The sequence below is a fragment of the Superficieibacter sp. genome, assembly GCF_032071645.1.
Lineage (GTDB): Bacteria > Pseudomonadota > Gammaproteobacteria > Enterobacterales > Enterobacteriaceae > Superficieibacter.
Map to the genome: position 1 here is coordinate 48,862 of NZ_DAMAPU010000017.1, position 19,714 is coordinate 68,575.

At 58.5% G+C, this 19,714-nt stretch carries 21 protein-coding genes; 6 read left to right on the forward strand and 15 right to left on the reverse strand.

Going from position 1 to position 19,714, the window contains the following annotated elements; translation table 11 throughout:
- Positions 1–31: 31 nt before the first annotated feature.
- The 4 genes from slyD to kefG all read right to left on the reverse strand — a co-directional run bounded on the left by slyD (position 32) and on the right by kefG (position 3,280).
- Positions 32–619: a peptidylprolyl isomerase gene (gene slyD / locus RT197_RS19710; protein ID WP_312952859.1), complete on the reverse strand. Its 588-nt coding sequence runs from the start codon at positions 617–619 to the stop codon at positions 32–34.
- A gap of 94 nt (positions 620–713) precedes the next feature.
- Positions 714–914, reverse strand: a complete 201-nt coding sequence (locus RT197_RS19715; RefSeq protein ID WP_312952860.1) for a YheV family putative zinc ribbon protein — start codon at positions 912–914, stop codon at positions 714–716.
- 3 nt (positions 915–917) lie between these two features.
- Positions 918–2,729, reverse strand: coding sequence for a glutathione-regulated potassium-efflux system protein KefB (kefB, locus tag RT197_RS19720; protein ID WP_312952862.1), 1,812 nt, complete (start codon positions 2,727–2,729; stop codon positions 918–920).
- The gene (gene kefG, locus RT197_RS19725; RefSeq protein WP_312952896.1) at positions 2,729–3,280 is read right to left on the reverse strand and encodes a glutathione-regulated potassium-efflux system ancillary protein KefG; all 552 of its coding nucleotides are present in this window, start codon (positions 3,278–3,280) and stop codon (positions 2,729–2,731) included. The genes kefB and kefG overlap by 1 nt, the downstream gene beginning before the upstream one ends.
- Positions 3,281–3,406: 126 nt before the next feature.
- Here kefG and RT197_RS19730 point away from each other — a divergent pair, with 126 nt between their 5' ends.
- Both RT197_RS19730 and RT197_RS19735 read left to right on the forward strand, forming a co-directional pair.
- The gene (locus RT197_RS19730) at positions 3,407–5,311 is read left to right on the forward strand and encodes an ABC transporter ATP-binding protein (protein ID WP_312952864.1); all 1,905 of its coding nucleotides are present in this window, start codon (positions 3,407–3,409) and stop codon (positions 5,309–5,311) included.
- A gap of 14 nt (positions 5,312–5,325) precedes the next feature.
- Positions 5,326–6,258 (forward strand): LysR family transcriptional regulator, encoded by a 933-nt coding sequence (locus RT197_RS19735; protein ID WP_312952865.1) that lies wholly within the window; start codon positions 5,326–5,328, stop codon positions 6,256–6,258.
- A 2-nt stretch (positions 6,259–6,260) separates the two neighbouring features.
- On the opposite strand, the gene mdcH is transcribed toward RT197_RS19735, so the two are convergent.
- The 10 genes from mdcH to prs form a co-directional block, all read right to left on the reverse strand.
- The gene (gene mdcH, locus RT197_RS19740) at positions 6,261–7,166 is read right to left on the reverse strand and encodes a malonate decarboxylase subunit epsilon (RefSeq protein WP_312952866.1); all 906 of its coding nucleotides are present in this window, start codon (positions 7,164–7,166) and stop codon (positions 6,261–6,263) included.
- Positions 7,163–7,783, reverse strand: a complete 621-nt coding sequence (locus RT197_RS19745; RefSeq protein ID WP_312952867.1) for a malonate decarboxylase holo-ACP synthase — start codon at positions 7,781–7,783, stop codon at positions 7,163–7,165. The genes mdcH and RT197_RS19745 overlap by 4 nt, the downstream gene beginning before the upstream one ends.
- A gap of 3 nt (positions 7,784–7,786) precedes the next feature.
- On the reverse strand, positions 7,787–8,746 hold the full coding sequence (locus tag RT197_RS19750) for an AEC family transporter (RefSeq protein WP_312952868.1): 960 nt from the start codon (positions 8,744–8,746) through the stop codon (positions 7,787–7,789).
- A gap of 117 nt (positions 8,747–8,863) precedes the next feature.
- On the reverse strand, positions 8,864–9,664 hold the full coding sequence (gene mdcE / locus RT197_RS19755) for a biotin-independent malonate decarboxylase subunit gamma (RefSeq protein ID WP_312952869.1): 801 nt from the start codon (positions 9,662–9,664) through the stop codon (positions 8,864–8,866).
- Entirely contained in the window at positions 9,664–10,497 is an 834-nt protein-coding gene (locus RT197_RS19760; RefSeq protein WP_312952870.1) for a biotin-independent malonate decarboxylase subunit beta, read from the reverse strand. Before RT197_RS19760 ends, mdcE begins: the two co-directional genes overlap by 1 nt.
- On the reverse strand, positions 10,490–10,789 hold the full coding sequence (mdcC, locus tag RT197_RS19765; RefSeq protein ID WP_312952871.1) for a malonate decarboxylase acyl carrier protein: 300 nt from the start codon (positions 10,787–10,789) through the stop codon (positions 10,490–10,492). The genes RT197_RS19760 and mdcC overlap by 8 nt, the downstream gene beginning before the upstream one ends.
- A 9-nt stretch (positions 10,790–10,798) precedes the next feature.
- Complete coding sequence (locus RT197_RS19770) at positions 10,799–11,665, reverse strand: triphosphoribosyl-dephospho-CoA synthase (RefSeq protein WP_312952872.1); 867 nt, start codon at positions 11,663–11,665, stop codon at positions 10,799–10,801.
- Positions 11,665–13,320, reverse strand: a complete 1,656-nt coding sequence (mdcA, locus tag RT197_RS19775) for a malonate decarboxylase subunit alpha (protein ID WP_312952873.1) — start codon at positions 13,318–13,320, stop codon at positions 11,665–11,667. The genes RT197_RS19770 and mdcA overlap by 1 nt, the downstream gene beginning before the upstream one ends.
- A gap of 215 nt (positions 13,321–13,535) precedes the next feature.
- Positions 13,536–15,026, reverse strand: a complete 1,491-nt coding sequence (locus RT197_RS19780) for a nicotinate phosphoribosyltransferase (protein WP_312952874.1) — start codon at positions 15,024–15,026, stop codon at positions 13,536–13,538.
- Positions 15,027–15,039: 13 nt separating this feature from the next.
- Complete coding sequence (gene prs, locus RT197_RS19785) at positions 15,040–15,900, reverse strand: ribose-phosphate diphosphokinase (RefSeq protein WP_409529706.1); 861 nt, start codon at positions 15,898–15,900, stop codon at positions 15,040–15,042.
- 199 nt (positions 15,901–16,099) lie between these two features.
- On the opposite strand from prs, the gene RT197_RS19790 reads away from it, so the two are divergent.
- Genes RT197_RS19790 through RT197_RS19805 form a run of 4 tightly spaced genes read left to right on the forward strand, consistent with a single transcriptional unit; the run spans position 16,100 to position 19,032 of the window.
- Positions 16,100–16,819, forward strand: a complete 720-nt coding sequence (locus RT197_RS19790) for an NrtR DNA-binding winged helix domain-containing protein (RefSeq protein ID WP_312952877.1) — start codon at positions 16,100–16,102, stop codon at positions 16,817–16,819.
- A gap of 33 nt (positions 16,820–16,852) precedes the next feature.
- Positions 16,853–17,917 (forward strand): hydrolase, encoded by a 1,065-nt coding sequence (locus tag RT197_RS19795; RefSeq protein ID WP_409529705.1) that lies wholly within the window; start codon positions 16,853–16,855, stop codon positions 17,915–17,917.
- A 2-nt stretch (positions 17,918–17,919) separates the two neighbouring features.
- Positions 17,920–18,138: a YheU family protein gene (locus RT197_RS19800; protein WP_312952879.1), complete on the forward strand. Its 219-nt coding sequence runs from the start codon at positions 17,920–17,922 to the stop codon at positions 18,136–18,138.
- 24 nt (positions 18,139–18,162) lie between these two features.
- On the forward strand, positions 18,163–19,032 hold the full coding sequence (locus RT197_RS19805; protein WP_312952880.1) for a phosphoribulokinase: 870 nt from the start codon (positions 18,163–18,165) through the stop codon (positions 19,030–19,032).
- A gap of 24 nt (positions 19,033–19,056) precedes the next feature.
- Here RT197_RS19805 and RT197_RS19810 read toward each other — a convergent pair whose 3' ends face one another.
- Complete coding sequence (locus RT197_RS19810) at positions 19,057–19,461, reverse strand: OsmC family protein (RefSeq protein ID WP_312952897.1); 405 nt, start codon at positions 19,459–19,461, stop codon at positions 19,057–19,059.
- Positions 19,462–19,714 lie beyond the last annotated feature (253 nt).

The following is a 19,714-nucleotide window of genomic DNA, read 5'->3' on the forward strand; positions in this document are numbered from 1 at the left end:
ACTCCCCGCTTTTTTGCATTTTATCAGCAGATTAGTGGCAACCGCAGCCGCCGTGACCGCCGCAACCACCTTTACCGTGTTCATGATCGTGGTCATGACCATGACCGCCGCAGCAGCCATCGTGACCGTGTTCATGATCGTGATGATGATCGTGCGCACCGTGGACATGACCGTGCTCCAGCTCTTCAGCCGTCGCTTCGCGGATCGCGACCACTTCCACGCTGAACTTCAGGTTCTGGCCTGCCAGCATGTGGTTACCGTCAACCACAACGTGATCGTCTTCAACGGCAGTAATTTCAACCGGTACCGGACCCTGATCAGTTTCAGCCAGGAAACGCATACCGACCTGCAGTTCGTCAACGCCCATAAAGACGTCTTTAGGAACGCGCTGTACCAGGTTTTCGTCATACTGACCGTAAGCGTCGTTCGCGCCAACGGAAACGTCGAATTTATCGCCTGGTTCATGGCCGTCCAGCGCATTTTCCAGACCGGAAATCAGGGAGCCGTGACCATGCAGATAGTCGAGCGGCGCGCTTACCGGAGACTCATCAACCAATACACCGTCTTCTGTACGTACCTGATAGGCCAGGCTGACCACCAGGTCTTTTGCTACTTTCATGATATCTCCTGAGCAAGGGAAGAATAGTGGCGCAGATTGTAGCGGAATTCTGCACCCGTGTACCCCTTAGCTTAAAAAAAGCTGCGCCATCTCGCTAGTCGGGATGAAAAATGCCGATGACTTGCTCTTCTTTGCGAACGTGATCGCGCGCCTGTTTATCCGCCTCGCGCATCTGGTGTCCACACTTAACGCATTCAACAATATCAACATTATTTTCCCGCCACATCGCCAGCGAATCCTGAGCCTGGCAGGAGGGACATTTTGCCCCGGCAATAAAACGTTTACGTATTGGCATAGTTTACTCCTGATCCAGTTCATCCCAGCCGTCAAGCTGGCGACGCTCCTGCTGCATTTCGCGCTGGAAAATCTCCTCCAGCTCGCGCCGGGCCTCCTGCACGCGGGAAATCTGTACCGTGTCGGTATGTACCGGCATTAACTCGCGCAGCATCCGCATATCCAGACGGCGGAAATGGAGCTGCGCACGCTGCGCCTGATGCGGATGCATCCCCAGCGAAATCAGCGCCTTGCGGCCCAGTTCCAGCGCACTGGAAAACGTCTCGCGCGAAAATTGCGTGACGCCCGCCTGGAGGAGCTCATGCGCTTCTACACGCCCTCGCGCGCGCGCCATAATATTCAGATGCGGAAAATGTTGCTGGCAGATCTCCACCAGCTTCATGGTATCTTCCGGCTCGTTACAGGTGATAACGATAGATTCCGCCGCTTCCGCCCCCGCCGCACGCAGTAGCTCGACCTGCGTGGCATCGCCGTAATAGACCTTATAACCGTATTTGCGCATCAGTGTGACGGCGCTGATATCGCGCTCCAGCACCGTGATCCGCATTTTGTTGGCCATCAGCAGGCGGCCAATGACCTGACCGAAACGCCCGAATCCCACTACGATCACCTGCGGTTTATCGTCATCGACCCACGGTTTTTCATCTTCATCATCCGGGCCGTTGAACTGCCTGGAGAGGCGTTTGTCGATAATTTTCATCAGCAGCGGCGTGGTCATCATCGACAGCGTGACCGTGACCAGCAGCAGCGCCATCTGATCGCCCTGAAACAGTTTTTGTGAGGAGGCGCTGGAAAAAAGCACAAAAGCGAACTCTCCGCCCTGACTCAGCACGCCCGCAAACTGCGTCCGCTCCGAACTGCGCAGGCCGTAGATCCGCGCCAGCAGATACAGCACCAGCGATTTGATCGCCACCAGCACCGCCACGCTCGCGATCACCCACAACAGATGGGTATAGAGAACGCCGAGGTTGAGCGACATGCCCACCGAAATAAAAAACAGCCCCAGCAGCAGCCCTTTGAAGGGGTCGATGGCCGATTCCAGCTCGTGCCGGTATTCACTTTCCGCCAGCAGCACCCCGGCGATAAACGTCCCCAGCGCCATCGACAGCCCCAGCGCATCCATAAACAGCGCCGATCCCAGCACCAGCAGCAGCGCGGCAGCGGTGAACACCTCACGCACCCCGGAAGACGCGATAAAGCGAAACACCGGACGCAGCAGATACCGTCCGCCAATCAGCATCCCGGCAAACGCCAGCACCTTCATACCGATTTTGATCCAGTCAAAATGATCGTCCGCCGACCCGGCCAGCAACGGCACCAGCGCCAGCGCGGGGATCACCGCCAGATCCTGAAACAGCAGCACCGAAAAACCGAGCTGCCCGGATTCATTGCGGTTCATCCCCTTCTCACGCATCAGTTGCAGCGCCATCGCGGTAGAGGACATCGCCAGCCCGATCCCGCCGATCACCGCCGCGTGCCATGAAAAATCCGTCAGCATCAGCAGTCCGCCGAGGATCGCCGCGCTGAAAACCACCTGCGCAGCCCCGACGCCAAAAATCGACCGTCGCAGCGCCCAGAGCTTACCGGGGTTCAGCTCCAGCCCGATGATAAACATCAGGAACACCACGCCTAATTCGGAAAAGTGCAGGATTTCATCGACATCGCTGATAAACCCCAGCCCCCACGGACCAATAGCGATCCCCGCCAGCAAATACCCCAGCACCGCGCCGATGCCCAGACGCGCCGCCAGCGGCACGGCCACCACCGCCGCAAACAAAAACAGCACCCCCGCCAGTAACAGACTGGAACCTTCCATTACTGACCTCCCGGCGTGATGGGCGACGCCAGCCAGTCACCGTAAGCTTTCGCCCGGCTGGCCAGCTCCTGCGGCGTCTGGCGTCTGGCCCAGTAAACAATCATTGGATTAAGCCAGTGCATACGGCACATGGCGGCCGTCAGTTCGAAAGGGCGTAAAATATCACTCATCGGATAGCGATTCAGCGCGTCATAGCGGTAAGCGCTTTCCGGCTCACCGGTAGTGATCACGCTACGCCAGTACTTTCCCGCCAGTTGATTTCCCCCCGGACCGCTGGAAAACCCACGACTGAGCACCCGGTCCAGCCACTCTTTAAGCAGTGCCGGGCAGCTATAGGTATAAAGAGGATGCTGAAACACGATCACGTCATGCTCCAGCAGCAGCGCCTGCTCGCGCGGAATATCGATAAAAAAATCAGGATAATGCGCATAAAGATCGTGCACGGTTACATTTTGCAGTTGCGTGGCCGGTTTAAGCAAAACCCGGTTGGCTACCGAGTCCTGTGATTCCGGATGGGCATACAGCAGCAATACTTTCGCTGTCTGCGACATCATTCCCCTCCCGGGCGTCGTTTTAATCATCATTTTGGGCTACCATTGCGCCCCGGTGCGGCATATTGCCTTTCACCTTACATTATCATAATGACAAATTAACATAGTCTGAACATACGGCACCTTATGATTGTTTTCTCCTCGTTACAAATTCGTCGCGGCGTGCGTGTCCTGCTGGATAACGCCACTGCCACCATTAATCCGGGCCAGAAAGTGGGCCTGGTCGGTAAAAACGGCTGCGGAAAATCGACCCTGCTGGCGCTGCTGAAAAATGAACTCAGCGCCGACGGCGGCAGCTTTACGTTCCCGGCCACCTGGCAACTGGCGTGGGTGAATCAGGAAACGCCCGCGCTGGCGCAACCGGCTCTTGATTATGTTATCGACGGCGATCGCGAATATCGCCAGCTCGAAACGCAATTAAATGCGGCGAACGAACGTAACGACGGACACGCCATCGCCACCGTCCACGGCAAACTGGACGCCATCAATGCCTGGACGATTCGCGCGCGCGCCTCCAGCCTGCTGCACGGCCTCGGCTTCTCGAACGAACAGCTCACGCGCCCGGTCAGCGACTTCTCCGGCGGCTGGCGAATGCGTCTGAACCTCGCCCAGGCGCTGATTTGCCGCTCCGACCTCCTGCTGCTCGATGAACCGACTAACCACCTCGATCTCGACGCGGTCATCTGGCTGGAAAAATGGCTGAAAAGCTATCAGGGAACGCTGATTTTGATCTCCCACGACCGCGACTTTCTCGACCCGGTGGTGGACAAAATCATTCATATCGAACAGCAGTCGATGTTCGAATACACCGGCAACTACAGCTCCTTCGAACGTCAGCGCGCCACCCGCCTTGCGCAGCAGCAGGCGACCTATGAAAGCCAACAGCAGCGCGTGGCGCATCTGCAAAGCTTTATCGACCGCTTCAAGGCGAAGGCCAGCAAAGCGAAACAGGCGCAGAGCCGGGTGAAAATGCTGGAGCGCATGGAATTAATCGCCCCGGCGCACGTCGATAACCCGTTCCATTTCAGCTTCCGCGCGCCGGAAAGTCTGCCCAACCCGCTGCTGAAAATGGAAAAAGTCAGCGCTGGCTACGGCGAGCGCACGATTCTCGACTCGATTAAACTGAATCTTGTTCCCGGTTCGCGCATCGGTCTGCTGGGTCGCAACGGCGCGGGCAAATCGACACTCATCAAGCTGCTGGCAGGAGAACTTCAGCCTGCGCAGGGTGAAATCGGTCTGGCGAAGGGAATCAAGCTGGGCTACTTCGCCCAGCATCAACTGGAATTTTTACGCGCGGATGAATCGCCACTTCAGCATCTGGCGCGCCTTGCGCCGCAGGAACTGGAGCAAAAGCTGCGCGACTATCTCGGCGGCTTCGGTTTTCAGGGCGATAAAGTCACCGAGCACACCGCCCGCTTCTCCGGCGGTGAAAAAGCGCGTCTGGTGCTGGCGCTGATCGTCTGGCAGCGCCCGAACCTGCTGCTGCTTGATGAACCGACTAACCATCTGGATCTCGACATGCGCCAGGCGCTGACTGAGGCGCTGATCGAGTTTGAGGGCGCGCTGGTGGTGGTTTCGCACGATCGTCATCTGCTGCGCTCCACCACTGACGATCTCTGTCTGGTTCACGATGGCAAAGTCGAGCCTTTCGATGGCGATCTGGAAGACTACCAGCAGTGGCTGAGTAACGTACAGAAGCAGGAAAACCAGCCAGACGACGCGGCGAAGGACAACGTCAACAGCGCGCAGGCGCGTAAAGACCAGAAACGGCGGGAAGCTGAACTACGCACCCTCACCCAGCCGCTGCGCAAAGAGATCGCCCGTCTGGAAAAAGAGATGGAAAAACTTAACGCGCAGCTGGCGCAGGCCGAAGAGAAACTCGGCGATAGCGGTCTGTACGATCAAAGCCGCAAGGCCGAACTGACCGACTGCCTGCAGCAGCAGGCCAAAGCCAAAGCAGGTCTGGAAGAGTGTGAAATGGCGTGGCTGGATGCGCATGAACAGCTTGAAAACCTGACCCAGGTCGAATAACGAGGCGGTAAAGCGTGGAACCGGACATCACCAGCGATATTACCTTTCGCAAACTCACCATCTTCATGGCGTTCATGGAGAAGGGAAATATTGCCCGCACCGCTGAAGCGTTAGATCTCAGCGGCGTCAGCGTGCATCGCGCGCTGCACACCCTGGAAGAGAACGTCCGCTGTCCGCTGTTTATCCACAAAGGCCGCAATCTGATGCCGCTTCCCTCGGCATGGACGCTGCTCGAATACTGTCAGGAAGTTACCCAACTGATGGCGCGCGGTCTGGAAGAGACGCGTAAAACCGCCGGTGTGGGTCAGGGGCGTCTGCGGGTCGGCACGCTTTACTCACTGACGCTGGAAACCGTGCCGCGCCTCATTATGGGCATGAAACTGCGCCGCCCGGAACTGGAAATGGACCTGACGATGGGCTCCAATGAAACGCTGCTGCGGATGCTGGAAGACGGCGTGCTGGATGCGATTCTGATTTCGATTTCCGAAAGCGAGATTGACCATAACAGCTTTGAAGTGCTGCCGCTGTTCCACGACGATATTTATCTTGCCGCACCCGCCAGCGCCTCGCTGAATACCCGCGAGCTTGCCGATCTGCGCGATTATCGCGACCGCAAATTCGTCTCGCTGGCCGAAGGCTTCGCCACCTATGCGGGCTTTCAGGAGGCGTTTCATGTTGCCGGATTCGAGCCGGAAATCGTGACCCGCGTTAACGATATCTTTTCAATGTTAAGTCTGGTGCAGGCGGGCGTTGGCTTTACGCTGATGCCAGGACGAATGAAAAAGATGTATGAAGGCTCGGTACAACTGCTAAAACTGTCGCAGCCGTACCAGATGCGCCAGCTTATTGCCATCGTCTTTGCGCGCAACCGCGAGATGGACCCGAACCTGCTGGCGCTGGCGGCGGAAGGCCGGATGTACGCCCGCAGCCTGCCGGAAGCGCGTTAAGCTTAACGGGATTCGCCTCTGAGCCGCTGTGCCAGATGCACCACGACATCCATTCCGTTGCGCTCCAGCGATACCGCCTCGCCTTCCCACTGCGCCTGACGCGTCAGGCAGGTTAAAATTCCTCCCGGCGGCATTTCAATCGCCAGCCGCGCCTCGCGCTCGTTGGCGGCAATCATCGCTTCCTGCCAGCGCACGGTACGCGCCATATTCAGCGCCAGATCCTCGGCGATTTTCTCCGGTTGCCAGTACACACGTCCGGTACTGCCGCTCAGATACGCACAGTGCGGGCGCGTCAGCGTCACCTCGCGAAACGCCTGAACCAGCTTCTGCGCCGGGCTATCGAGTAACGCGCAGTGGGACGGCACGCTGACCGCCAGCCGCCGGGCTTTATTCGCGCCCTTTTCCAGCGCCCGCGTCGCCACCCGCGCCATATCCTCATCCTTTCCGGCAATGACGATCTGCGTCTCGGCGTTGAGGTTAGCGATATAAGTACCGCTACCTTCCACCAGCGCTTCCACCTGTGCCAGCGTCAGGCCGATGATCGCCGTCAGGCCGTAGCCGTGCGGGTAGGCCTGCTCCATTAAATCGCCGCGCAGGGCGACAAGGCGCAGCGCATCGCTAAATTCCAGCGCGCCCGCGACCACGGCGGCGGGATACGCGCCGATGGACAGGCCGCTGACGATATCCGGCCTCACGCCGCGCCGTTGCAGTTCTCTGCCCCACGCGACGCCCGCAATCAGCAGCGAAAGCTGGACCGCGCGGGTATGCTTCAGCGCATCCGGGAGATCCAGCGTCTGCGCTTCCGCCCCCAGCACGTCGCGGGCCTGGGCCAATTCATCACCGGGAAGCTGTTGCAACATACCGGGGCGCTGCGTCCCCTGTCCCGGAAAGGTAAACAGAATTTTCATGATCCCTCCCTGTGCCACGGGTCGCGGACCAGACGCGGCCCCCGGCAGGTTTTCAGCAATACGTTGCCGTCGCGTAACCACTCGGCAAGCGCGAAACCGCCTTCCGGCGTCTCCACCTGGGTATCCGCCCGGCAAAGGGCTGCGGTGAGTTGCTGCTGCCAGCCCGTAAGCTGCATGGGCAGCAGCGGCTGCGGGGCGCGGATCAGCAGATCCAGATCGCTTGCGGCATGGATCACCGGCACACCCGTCGCTAACGCAAAGGCGGTGCTGCCGGTGATCCCCCACGGCCACGGCCAGTGTTGCTGCGCCAGCATCAGCGCCAGCTGCACCGGCGGCTGCGAGATAAACGGCGAGCGCAGCAGCGTGTGCGGATCGACTAACGCCTCCGGCGTGACTACCCGTGCGACGTTCGCCGGATCAACCCACCCCGCCGCGCGCTGGTCGCGGCGCATCCCGCGTACCCCGACCGGAATTCGCCCCTTCTCATCCACATCGCGCCGCACCACCACCGGCAGGCCGGTATGCCAGACCGTCTCCACCCAGGGTTCCGTTACCCCTTCCAGCGCTTCGCGCGCGGTGAGCCAGAGAAGATCGTGTGGGCGCAATGAAGATGTCATTTTTTACAGTCCTGAAGTCAGCGAGATAAACAGCGGCAGCGACAGGATACACAATACGGAACTAAGCAGCAGCACCGCTTCCGCATCCGGCGACTGCACGCCAAAGCGGTTGCCGAAGACCACGCCAAAGAAGCCCGCCGCCAGCGCAATCATCAGAATGGCGGTAATGGCAACCGAGCCGTGCAGACCAAACGCCAGCACCAGACCCCAGGCAATCACTGGCTGGATCAGCAGCTTAGTGATGGTCGCGCTAATCACCATGGTGTTGATTTGCAGTTTACGCGCCGAGAGGATCACCCCGGTCAGGAACAGCGCCGCAGCGGTAGCCGCAAGACCCAGCGGTTTGATGGCCGCCAGCACCAGCTCCGGCATTTTGATGCCGACAGCAGAAAGGATCACCCCCAGCAACGGCCCCATCACAATCGGTTTTTTCAGCGAGCGCCACATCAGCACCGGCAGCATCGCCAGCGTCGAACCGCTGTTAGTCCCTGCCGCACGCGCTTTTTCACGCTCAAGGATCAGCAGGCAGAACGGCGTCATCAGTACCGAGCCGCAGGCAATCGAAACGGCGACGGACAGCGACGTGGTGGAGCTTTCGCCCAGCACGCTGCCCAGAATCGGCAGCCCCAGCGCGGCGTAGTTCGGCAGCGCCACGGTCAGAGTCAGGACGGCAGCATCCTGCGGCGACTTTTTAAAGACGCTGGTGGCGAGGAAATAAATCGCGGCGTAGGTGATCCACATCGCCAGCGTCAGCACCACAATCAGCGGCGACTGCGCGACGATCCCCGCCCACGGCGTCTGTACCGTGGCGCTAAACAGCGCGGCGGGCAGCGCAAAGTCCATCACGAAAATATTGAGCAAGGAAACATTCTTGTTATCCACCATTTTGGCCTTCCCGGCCCAGAACCCCAGCAGCATGATGATAAAAATCGGTGCAAGAGCATGAACAATCACGTAAGTCATAAATCACCTGTAGTTAAAAGAAGTAGCACTGGCGCGATGATTATTATTTTTCAGTTGCCTGCTCGCGGGACGCAGCGAGCGTCCGTACGGCAGGCAATCCGGCAGGTCTCTTTTTACTTACCAGCTCGCTTTCATGCGTTCGCGCACGATCTGCGAGCTGCGGCGGTTGTCAGCGCCCAGCCGGTTGGTTAACCGGGTGCTCTGACGCGCGTCATGGATGGCCTGTTGCAGCGTGGCGATCACCTGCGTCAGATCGTTTTCGTCAGGGGCATCCGGGTTGCTGATATCCAGCAGGCTTTCCAGCATCCCCAGAGTGGCGTAGTTGCTGATGTCATAGGCCATCGGTGGGATGGTGGCAGCCAGTTTCTCCAGCGCCTCCACGGAGCGCAGCGTGATGCGAGCGGCGGACTCTTTACCCATCGCGTGGATCAGCACGCCTTTATCATTGAACGCAATCAGACGGTTGGCCTGATAACCGTGCGCCAGAAACGCGCCGGACATGGCTTTACCGACGATAAGGCCGATCACCGGATGGCCCGCCAGACGCGCGTTGGCATAAGCCCCTGCCGCACCGGCTAACGCCTGATGAATACCAAACCCCTCTTCACGACGACCATAGGCCTGACTCGGCACGTCAATCACCGCCACAATCGGACGTTTGACCGCGTTATTGGCATCGTTCGCCACGGTTTCACTGACCACTTTGGCCAGCGTCCAGCCTTCGAGCAGGCCCACTTCCCCGCGTGCCGCACGCGGATAGTGGTTATTCGCATCCGGTACGACGGCAATAAAGCGCACGGCTTCACCGTTCAGTTGTCCATCGGCGACCTGAACGGACGGGCAAAGCCCGCTAAGACGCTGTGCGTTGGGTGCCAGTTTTTCCAGCCACAGAGCACCACGGCTTACTGTATTGCTCATTATTTTTCCCCCCGCGCAAAAAGCGCCTTAATCTGTTCTGCATCCGCCTGTTTGCGAGTGTCGAAATGGGTGAGACGGTCGAGATACCAGTCATAGTTATCGGTGCGATGTTTTGCCGGAACGCCTTTGGCGATAGCGTCGTTCATCGCCGCTTTCACCGCGTTCACCCCATCGCCGACCAGCGCATCCACCAGACCGCTCTGATAGCGCACTTCCCCACCGGTCATGCTCCAGATAAACGGTCGGTCGCGGGAGTCGTACTCATCAATGCCCGCTTCCTGCTCAATCACCTGCGGACCGTTAAGACCCAGACGCGCCTCGCGGGTAACGATCAGATAGCTGCACAGCGCGGCGGCAATCGACATCCCGCCGAAGCAGCCGACGGTTCCGGCAACAATGCCCACTACCGGGGTGTAGCGGCGCAGATCGACAATCGCCGCATGGATATCGGCAATCGCCGCCAGCCCCAGATTGGCTTCCTGTAAGCGCACGCCGCCGGTTTCAAGGCACAGCACCGCCTGAGTCGGAATGCCGTTGCGGTTATCTTCTGCCGCCAGCTCCAGCGCCGCCGCCATTTTCGCGCCGGAGACTTCGCCCATGCTGCCGCCCTGGAAGGCGCCTTCAATCGCCACGACGACGGCGGGCTGACCGTTGATGGTGCCTTTTGCCACCACCATGCCGTCATCCGCCTGCGGCACGATGCCCTGTGCGCCCAGCCACGGAGAAACAATGCCTTCAAACGGGTCAAGCAGTTCGCGATAGCTGCCGTCATCCAGCAGGGCATGTGCTCGCGCCCGCGCTTTTAATTCGATAAAACTACGGTCATCACGCATGGCTCACCTCCTCGAAAACCTGTTCAATACGGATGCGTGCCACACCGGGCGTTGCGCCAAAATCATGGATCGTCAGCGTGCCTGACGGCAGTTCGCTGACCATTTCCAGGCGGCTGAACAGCGCTTCCCAGCGGGCGCGGCTGTTATCAACGGAGGTGGTAATATCAACGGTAAGTGTCTGCTGCTGGTCGGCGGTGAATAACACCTCCATATCCCCGGAGCCGACAACGCCTGCCAGTGCTTTGCCGCTTAGCGTGCGGCGGGCAGGCAGAGAGATCGTAATGTGTTCCATAACATCCTCTTAATTCGGTAAGTACGGCGCTGAGCGCGCGTCGATACGGTCAAGAAACAGCGTGGCGGCCAGCAGGTCGGCCGCGCCACCCGGCGAAGCGTTAAGGGCGAGCATCTGACGATCCAGCGCCGCCAGCGCACGTTGTCCGGCGAGGCTGGCAGTTCCTCCGGCGTGGAGGACGGCGCGCGCGCCGTGCTGCATGGTTTCCAGCCCTTCCATTCCGGCGCGGGAAAGCACGCAGGTGTCGCTTAGCGACGTCATAATGGCCATCAGCGCATCCAGTCTGGCGTGGGCTTCACTGCCGCCGCGCTGACGGCTGGCGCGCAGTTGCGGCAGCGCCAGGCGCATAACGTGCGGGAACGCCTGCTGCGCCTCTTCGCGCGCGCCCGGCACCCGATAACGGTGGCTGGCACGCAGCCCTTTGCTGAACACTTTTGGCGCGGCGTCGTCCGGCAGTCCAGCCAGCGAGGCGGCGGTGGCGGTAATATCTCGCGCCGTGCCGCTTGCGCCGAGCATGGCTACCGCGCTGACCAGCAGCCCCAGCGCCCAAATCGCGCCGCGATGGGTATTCACGCCGTTGGTGGCGGCCATCATTTGCTGTTCGCCTTCGCGTCCCAGCCGCCCGATGGTCTGACGGAGCGCAATGTCCGCCGGGCGCTGCCAGCTTTGCTGTGCCAGAGCATGAAACGTCGGGGTCAACGCGCGGGCAGAACGTTCCATCAGTGCCAGCGTCAGGTCGTGATGCGCGCCGCTTCCCCGGCTGTCCACCAGACCAGGTTTCGGGCTTAAACGTGCTTCATCAATCAGGGATTGTGTGGCGGTTCGCGCCAGCCATTCGGCACCGCCTTCAACCTGCATCTGTGGCAGAAGTTTCATTACCAGCTCCGAAATTTCGCCGGCGGGTTGTACAGGCCATCGGACCATTCCACCAGGTCGGCTACGCTGCCCGCAGCCAGCAGGGAACGGGTAGCGTCGGTACGGCGAATGCCGATATCTTCCGGGTAAACCACTTTGCCGCTGCGGCGCAGTTCGGCGACGCGTTTCGCGTCAACGCCCAGACCGATATCGGTGATCCCGGCGACCGCCGCGACCATCGCCCGGCGCTCTTCCAGCGATTCAGCGCGGTAGAGATAGGCGATGCCTTCTTCGGTCAGGACGTGGGTCACGTCGTCGCCGTAGATCATGACCGGTGCCAGCGGCATCCCGGAGGATTTCGCCACCTCAACGGCATCGAGCGTTTCAACGAAGGTAGGTTTGACGCCTGCCTGGAAGGTTTCCACCATCTGCACCACCAGCTTTTTACCGCGCTGCATCGGGTCAGGTTCGGTGATCATATTCAGCCAGGCCGGGGTGGCATGACGGCGTCCGTGCGGATCGTGGCCCATATTCGGCGCGCCGCCGAAGCCGGAGAGACGACCACGGGTTACGGTAGAAGAGTTTGCGTAACCATCCACCTGCAACGTCGAGCCGATAAACATATCGACCGCATACTGCCCCGCCAGTTGGCAAAACGCGCGGTTGGAGCGCATCGAACCATCGGCACCGGTAAAGAACACGTCAGGGCGGGCGCGGATGTACTCTTCCATCCCCAGTTCGCCGCCGAAGCAGTGAACGCTCTCCACCCAGCCGCTCTCAATGGCCGGGATCAGCGTCGGGTGCGGGTTCAGGGTCCAGTGCTTACAGATTTTGCCCTTCAGCCCAAGCTGTTCGCCGTAAGTCGGCAGCAGCAGTTCGATAGCGGCGGTGTTAAAGCCGATACCGTGGTTCAGCGACTGCACCTGATGTTCTGCATAGATGCCTTTGATCGCCATCATCGCCATCAGGATGTGTTCCTGTTTGATCAGGCGTGGATCGCGGGTGAACAGCGGTTCAATAAAGAAAGGTTTATCGGCTACCACCACGTAATCGATCCACGAGCCGGGAATATCCACGCGCGGTAACTCGCTCTCGTCGTCCACCAGTTCATTGACCTGCGCAATGACGATCCCATCGTGGAAGGCGGCGGCTTCCACCAGCGCCGGGGTGTCTTCGGTACTGGCCCCGGTATAAAGATTACCTTTGCGGTCCGCTTTAAAACCGGCAATCAGCGCCACGTTCGGCGCCAGATCCACATACAGACGGGAGTAAAGCTCGATGTAGGTATGGATCGCGCCGATCTCCAGCAGGCCATCCTCCAGCAGCTGCGAAATGCGCAGGCTCTGGGTGCCGGAGAAGGAGAAATCCAGTTTGCGGGCGATGCCTTTTTCAAAGATGTCGAGATGCTCACTGCGCCCGACGCTTGGCATGATCATATGCAGATCGTGCACCGTTTGCGGGTTAACTTCCGCGAGCATACGGGATAAGAAATCCGCCTGCTTCTGGTTGTTGCCCTCTAAGACCACGCGGTCGCCCGGCGCAATCAGTTTTTCCAGCATGGCTGCAAGATCCGCCGTCGGCAGCACCTTGCCCTGCACCGGTACGGAAGCCATACGCCGCTGCTTTTCAGTGCGGCGCGTATTCCAGACCCGTGCTGGCGTTTGCCCAGATAACATTATTAACCTCCTGATTCAGCCAATCATTTTGATTTGCTTAACACTAAGGAGAGTCTGAACTTCGGTGAGAAATGCATCAATTACGCGGCGGGTGAGATCGTTAGCCTGAGAGTAATAATCAGATTCGATATTTGTGATGAGGATCAATTTGCAGTGCGGAGAAATGCGATTCAGCAAGCGGGCGTCCCTGCACCGCTTTCATTGCATCAGAAAAATTAACGCTGGGCCGCCAGACGCTGACGGATTTGTTCGAAATGCTCGTGATTGACGATTTTCCCGTCCAGAAAACGGGTTTTCAGTTCGCCGGTTCGCTCCTGCTCCCAGGTCTGCTCATCGTGCAACTGAAACTCGCCCTGCGCGTCGCGCTCTACCCGCAGCAGGCCGCGCGCTGAACGTTTCAGACCGTTATCGGTTTTCGGCTCTTTAAAGATGGTGCGCCCCTCGCCGTTAACCTGGCCCCATGTGGCTTTCATCGCAAAACCAAAGGTGTCGCGGGTGTTGTACTGATAGGTAAAAGAGCCAATACCGAAGACCACGTTAGAACTGGCAAACCCTTTTGCTTCCAGGCGACGCAGAATAGTATTGGCGCGCTCAAGGGTAATCGAATCGCCATAAATCAGCCCCACGTGCGGGTCGAGCACTTTATAGCCCTTGTCATTGATCGTACCGCCGAAGATTTCCCATAACACTTCCACCGAGCCTTTTTCTTCCGGGCTGCGATCCGCGCGGGTGTCGTCATCCGCGCCGGTGCCGCAGAGGATCTCTGTCGGGTCGCCGCTGTCCGGGCGAAATACTACCCGCCCTTCACGACTGAGGATGATATCTTTCAGCTCGCGGGTATATTCCGTCAGAACGCGCCAGTAATCCCAGGTATCGGAGACGATAGACACAAATCCCTGCGGATACAGCTCGGCAATCAGGCGGCGGAAAGTGTCGATTTCGCCTTCATAGCTGCCCATACACATCACGCTGTGCTCAGTCGCCGGGATGCTTGCGCCGATGAAATATTCTTCGCCATCGGTATAGTAATCACGGGCATAGAGCAGCGAAGGAATGCTGTCGGTGCCCTTAAAGCTGAGCAGATGACCGCAGCCCGCCTGCATGGTGTCCTGTAACCCGGACATTCCGCGAAACGAAAAGTCGTGGCACTGGAAATCGAGATGCGACAGATCGCTACAGGTTTTGTCCGCCCATTGCTCACAGATTTTGCGGTACTGATGCGCGATAGTGGCGTTGGTAGAGGCTTTCCATAATTCGGCGGAAAGCACCGTTTCCAGATAGTTCACCAGCCAGAAAACATCATCACGGGTGTTGGTGATGGTCAGCACTGGCACTTTCATCGGCACTTTGCTGCCTTCATCCAGCGACTTAATGTGCAGCGGCAGGTAGCCCGTGCGGTGCAGGGTGCGAATATGATCTACCGCCACCGCGTCACGGCCCAGATAGCTGTCCATCACCTGCTTATATTCATTGACCACTTCGTCTTCCGGGCGGGCAAAGAACGCGTCGTTAAACAGATCGACCAGAAACCACTGCATAAACCCCTGAAGCCCGAAGAAAACCAGCTTGCCGTCCGCGAGTGGCGACTGGAAAAAGCGGTCGCTGCGTGGGGTAAAATTCGAATAGACCTTCGTTGTGCCCTGCGGATACTGCACGCGGTGGGAAACTTTGTAACCGTCGATAGCCAGAACAGGATTCATTTTCATGGTGTTGTCTCCGTTAAGCGCGGTAAATGGCGTCAATGTCAATCAGCTCAACCTGCGGATGTTGCAGCGACGGTGAGGTAAAAGAGGTGGTGGTATAGATGGCGTCAATGCCGTTTGACAGCAGGTTCTCAACGCCTTTCGAAAAAATGCCGTGGGTGACGTACAGGCTGACGCTGCGTGCCCCGGCCTCGCGCAGAACCTGCGCAGAGCCGATAAACGTCCCGCCTGCATCGCACAGGTCGTCGGCAATCAGCACGTCGCGGCCTTTAACGTCGCCCGCCACCAGCGCGAATCCCGTCAGATTGCCGCTGGCGACATCGCGTTTTTTGCTCAGAATGGCGTACTCTGAAACGCCTACGGCTTTAGCCACCGCATCGATTTTCTTCAGCGCTCCGGCGTCCGGGGCCACCAGCATCAGTTCTCTGGCGGCAAATCTGCGGCGCAGAGTGGCGCTTTGCAGCAGGCAGCGCTCCTGGGTGATCCCGACCAAATTATCGATCGCTGCCCCGGCGGCATCGCTGTGCGGGTCGAGCACTTTCACTTTATTAAAGCCGAGAACGTTAAGCTGGCGGGCGAAAACTTTCAGCGCGAAGCTGTCTCCGTCAACCATGTAGCGATCCTGACGCGCCCACGGCAGCCACGGCAGTTCCAGATGGCTGACCAGCACATCGGTGGTGTGACGCACGGCATCGACTAACTGAGCCAGCAGCATGAAATCATTCATGTCATGCATGGCGGCGGCGCGGATGCGCATCAGCTGTGCCGTTTGTGGCAGCGCGCCGGTCACTTTCAGCCAGACCGCGCCATCGGGAAATACGCCGTGCGTGAATGCGATTTGCTGATTATCGATGAATAACTGCAATCGATGTTCCATCATTTCACCCTCTCAGTTAGTTAATGTCCCTGCGACAATTTAATAATGTCCCTAAGACACATATTATGCAAGTTATTTTTTAAACAAAAAGCACCCTATCATTAACACGTTGATAATGTGTAAAAAAAAAGCACGTATTCTGCACCGCTATGGGCTGCTAAACTGAAAGCCCCTTTTCCACGACGATCTGAGACGGCAGATGATCACCGAAGCTGAGTACCTGAAGAATTACGACGCCACCCGTTTTCCCTCGCCGCTGGTGACGGTGGACAGCGTGCTGTTTACCCTGCACGAGGGAAAACTCTGCGTCCTGATGGTAGAGCGCGCCAGTCAGCCGCAGCAGGGATGCTGGGGATTGCCGGGCGGGTTTATCGATATCGCCCGTGACCAGCACACGCGCGACACCGCCCTGCGTAAGCTCACCGAAAAAACCGGGGTTTCCCCGTCGTGGCTGGAACAGCTTGATACCTTTTCCGGCCCGGATCGCGATCCGCGCGGCTGGAGCCTGACCATCGCCTGGTTTGCGCTCATCGCCTGGGTGGATTGCGCGCCGCATATTGCGAGCGTCAGCGATGCCCGCTGGCTGCCGGTAGACGAGCTGGACGGTTACGCCCTGGCATTTGACCATCAAAAGATTATTGAGACGGGCCTGCACCGCCTGCGGCAAAAGACGATGTACTCCCTGCTGCCGGTTTATTGCCTGCCTGATACCTTCACCCAGGCGCAGCTTCATGAGGCAACGGAAATTATCCTCGGCCAGCCGATCCAGCGTAAAAGCCTGATCCGCCGCATTGAAGCCTCCGGGATGCTGGAAGAGACCGGCGAAAGTGTGGCGACCGGGGCACGCAAAGCGCGGCTCTGGCGACGCAAACCGGACGTCGATATTCATCTGTTTTCGCGTAATCTGCTTGCCGACTAGCGGCGATTACCGTCAAATGCATAAACCGTAGTGATGAAAAGCGGTATATTACCGCGCCACTTTCTTAACATAATCCGTGCTATGGCCCACATTTCATCTGACGAACATTTCGCCACACAGGGCGATACACGCGTTTTCCACCCGATGCCGGGCGCGCGAAATCCGCATCTGCAAACCATGCTGCCACGCCTGCTGCGCCGCAGGCTTCAGTTCACCCCGGTCTGGCAGCGTCTGGATCTGCCGGACGGTGATTTTGTCGATCTGGCGTGGAGTGAAGATCCGTCGCAGGCGCAGCACAAACCCCGGCTGGTGGTCTTTCACGGGCTGGAAGGCAGCCTGCATAGTCCTTACGTCCACGGCCTGATCCAGTCTGCCAGCGAGCAGGGCTGGCTGGGCGTGGTGATGCATTTTCGCGGCTGTAGCGGCGAGCCAAACCGCCTGAACCGCATCTATCACTCCGGCGAAACGGAAGACGGTAGCTGGTTTTTACACTGGCTGAAACGCGAATTCGGCCCCGCGCCGACCGCCGCCGTGGGCTATTCACTCGGCGGTAACATGCTGGCGTGCCTGCTGGCGAAAGCAGGCGCGGACGCGCCGCTCGACGCCGCCGTGATTGTCTCCGCGCCGTTTGTGCTGGAAGCGTGCAGCTACCATATGGAAAAAGGCTTTTCCCGCGTTTATCAGCGCTATTTGCTTAACCTGCTGAAAGGCAACGCGTCGCGAAAACTCAAAGCCTATCCCGGCACCCTGCCGATTGAGCTGGCGCAGTTGAAGCGCGTGCGCCGCCTGCGCGATTTTGATGACTTGATCACCGCACGCATCCACGGTTTTGCTGACGCGATTGATTACTATCGTCAGTGCAGCGCCATGCCGTTACTTAATCAGATCGCTAAACCGACGCTGATCATCCATGCTAAAGACGATCCTTTTATGGATCACCACGTTATTCCCGATCCCGCCACCTTACCGCCGCAGGTTGAGTACCAGCTTACCGAGCACGGCGGTCACGTTGGCTTTGTCGGCGGTACGCTGCGCCGCCCGGAAATGTGGCTGGAAAAACGCATTCCCGACTGGCTGAAAACCTATCTCGGAGCCTGAAGATGATTATTCCCTGGCAGGATCTTGACCCTGTAACCCTCGATAGCCTGATCGAAAGCTTTGTCTTGCGTGAAGGCACCGATTATGGTGAACATGAGCGCTCACTGGCGCAAAAAGTCGCCGACGTAAAGCACCAGTTACAAACCGGCGAAGCCGTGCTGGTCTGGTCAGAGTTGCATGAGACGGTCAATATCATGCCTCGCAAGCAGTTTCGCGGCTAAATAACTGATAATCAGGGAGTAGCTATGTCTGCCAAACATCCGGTGATTGCGGTCACAGGCTCCAGCGGGGCAGGAACCACCACCACCAGCCTCGCCTTTCGCAAGATCTTTGCCCAGCTCAGCCTGCACGCGGCGGAAGTCGAAGGGGACAGTTTCCATCGCTACACCCGCCCGGAAATGGATATGGCGATCCGTAAAGCGCGCGATCTTGGTCGGCACATTAGTTATTTCGGCCCGGAGGCGAACGATTTCGGCCTGCTGGAACAAACCTTTATTGAATACGGACGGTCGGGCACCGGGCAGGCGCGAAAATACCTGCATACCTATGATGAAGCAGTGCCGTGGAATCAGGTGCCCGGCACCTTCACGCCGTGGCAGCCGCTGCCGGAACCGACCGACGTGCTGTTTTATGAAGGACTGCATGGCGGCGTGGTGACGCCGCAGCATGACGTCGCCCGCCATGTTGATTTGCTGGTGGGCGTGGTGCCTATTGTTAACCTCGAGTGGATCCAGAAACTGATCCGCGATACCAGCGAGCGTGGGCATTCGCGCGAGGCGGTGATGGACTCGGTGGTGCGTTCAATGGAGGACTACATTAACTTCATCACCCCGCAGTTCTCCCGCACCCATATCAACTTCCAGCGGGTGCCGACCGTTGACACCTCCAACCCGTTTGCCGCCAAAGGCATCCCGTCGCTGGATGAAAGCTTTGTGGTGATCCACTTCCGCAACCTCGAAGGCATCGATTTCCCCTGGCTGCTGGCGATGCTGCAAGGCTCATTTATATCTCACATCAATACTTTAGTGGTGCCGGGCGGGAAAATGGGGCTGGCGATGGAGCTGATCATGCTGCCGCTGGTTCAGCGGCTGGTGGAAGGCAAAAAAATCGAATAGCCGGGCGCGAGGCCCGGCGACGGATCAGGCAACGTTCACTTCGTATGAATGGGTAATATTCACGGCTTTTTCCAGCATCAGCGCTACCGAACAGTATTTCTCTGCCGAGAGGTCTACCGCGCGGGACACGGCGCTGTCTTTCAAATCGTGACCGGTGACGATAAAGTGCAAATTGATATGGGTGAACAGGCGCGGGGCCTCTTCACGGCGCTCTGAGGTCAGTTTCACCTCACAGTGGGTAACCTCCTGACGCCCCTTTTGCAGGATCGACACCACGTCAATCGCACTGCATCCGCCTGCCGCCATCAGCACCATTTCCATCGGGCTGGGCGCTTTATCACCGGAGTTACCGTCCATTAAAATCTGGTGGCCGGAAGCCGACTCGCCCAGGAACGTTAACCCTTCAACCCACTTCACTCGCGCTTGCATATTCATCAACTCCCGTATGGCAATTTTCTTCCCAGATTACGCGCACATAACAATTCTCGCAACGGAAGGCGACCTGCGTCATGCTGAAGCGAGACACCAGGAGACAGGCGGCAAAAGCTATGCTAAAACAGACGGGATGCTACAGTGATATATTGACTTAGTGCATGTATGCACGGGTCATCAGATACACGGCTGCGGAACATACCGACAGTCAGCTTCCCCGCCAGAGGGAAGGACACGATTGCAACCCCGG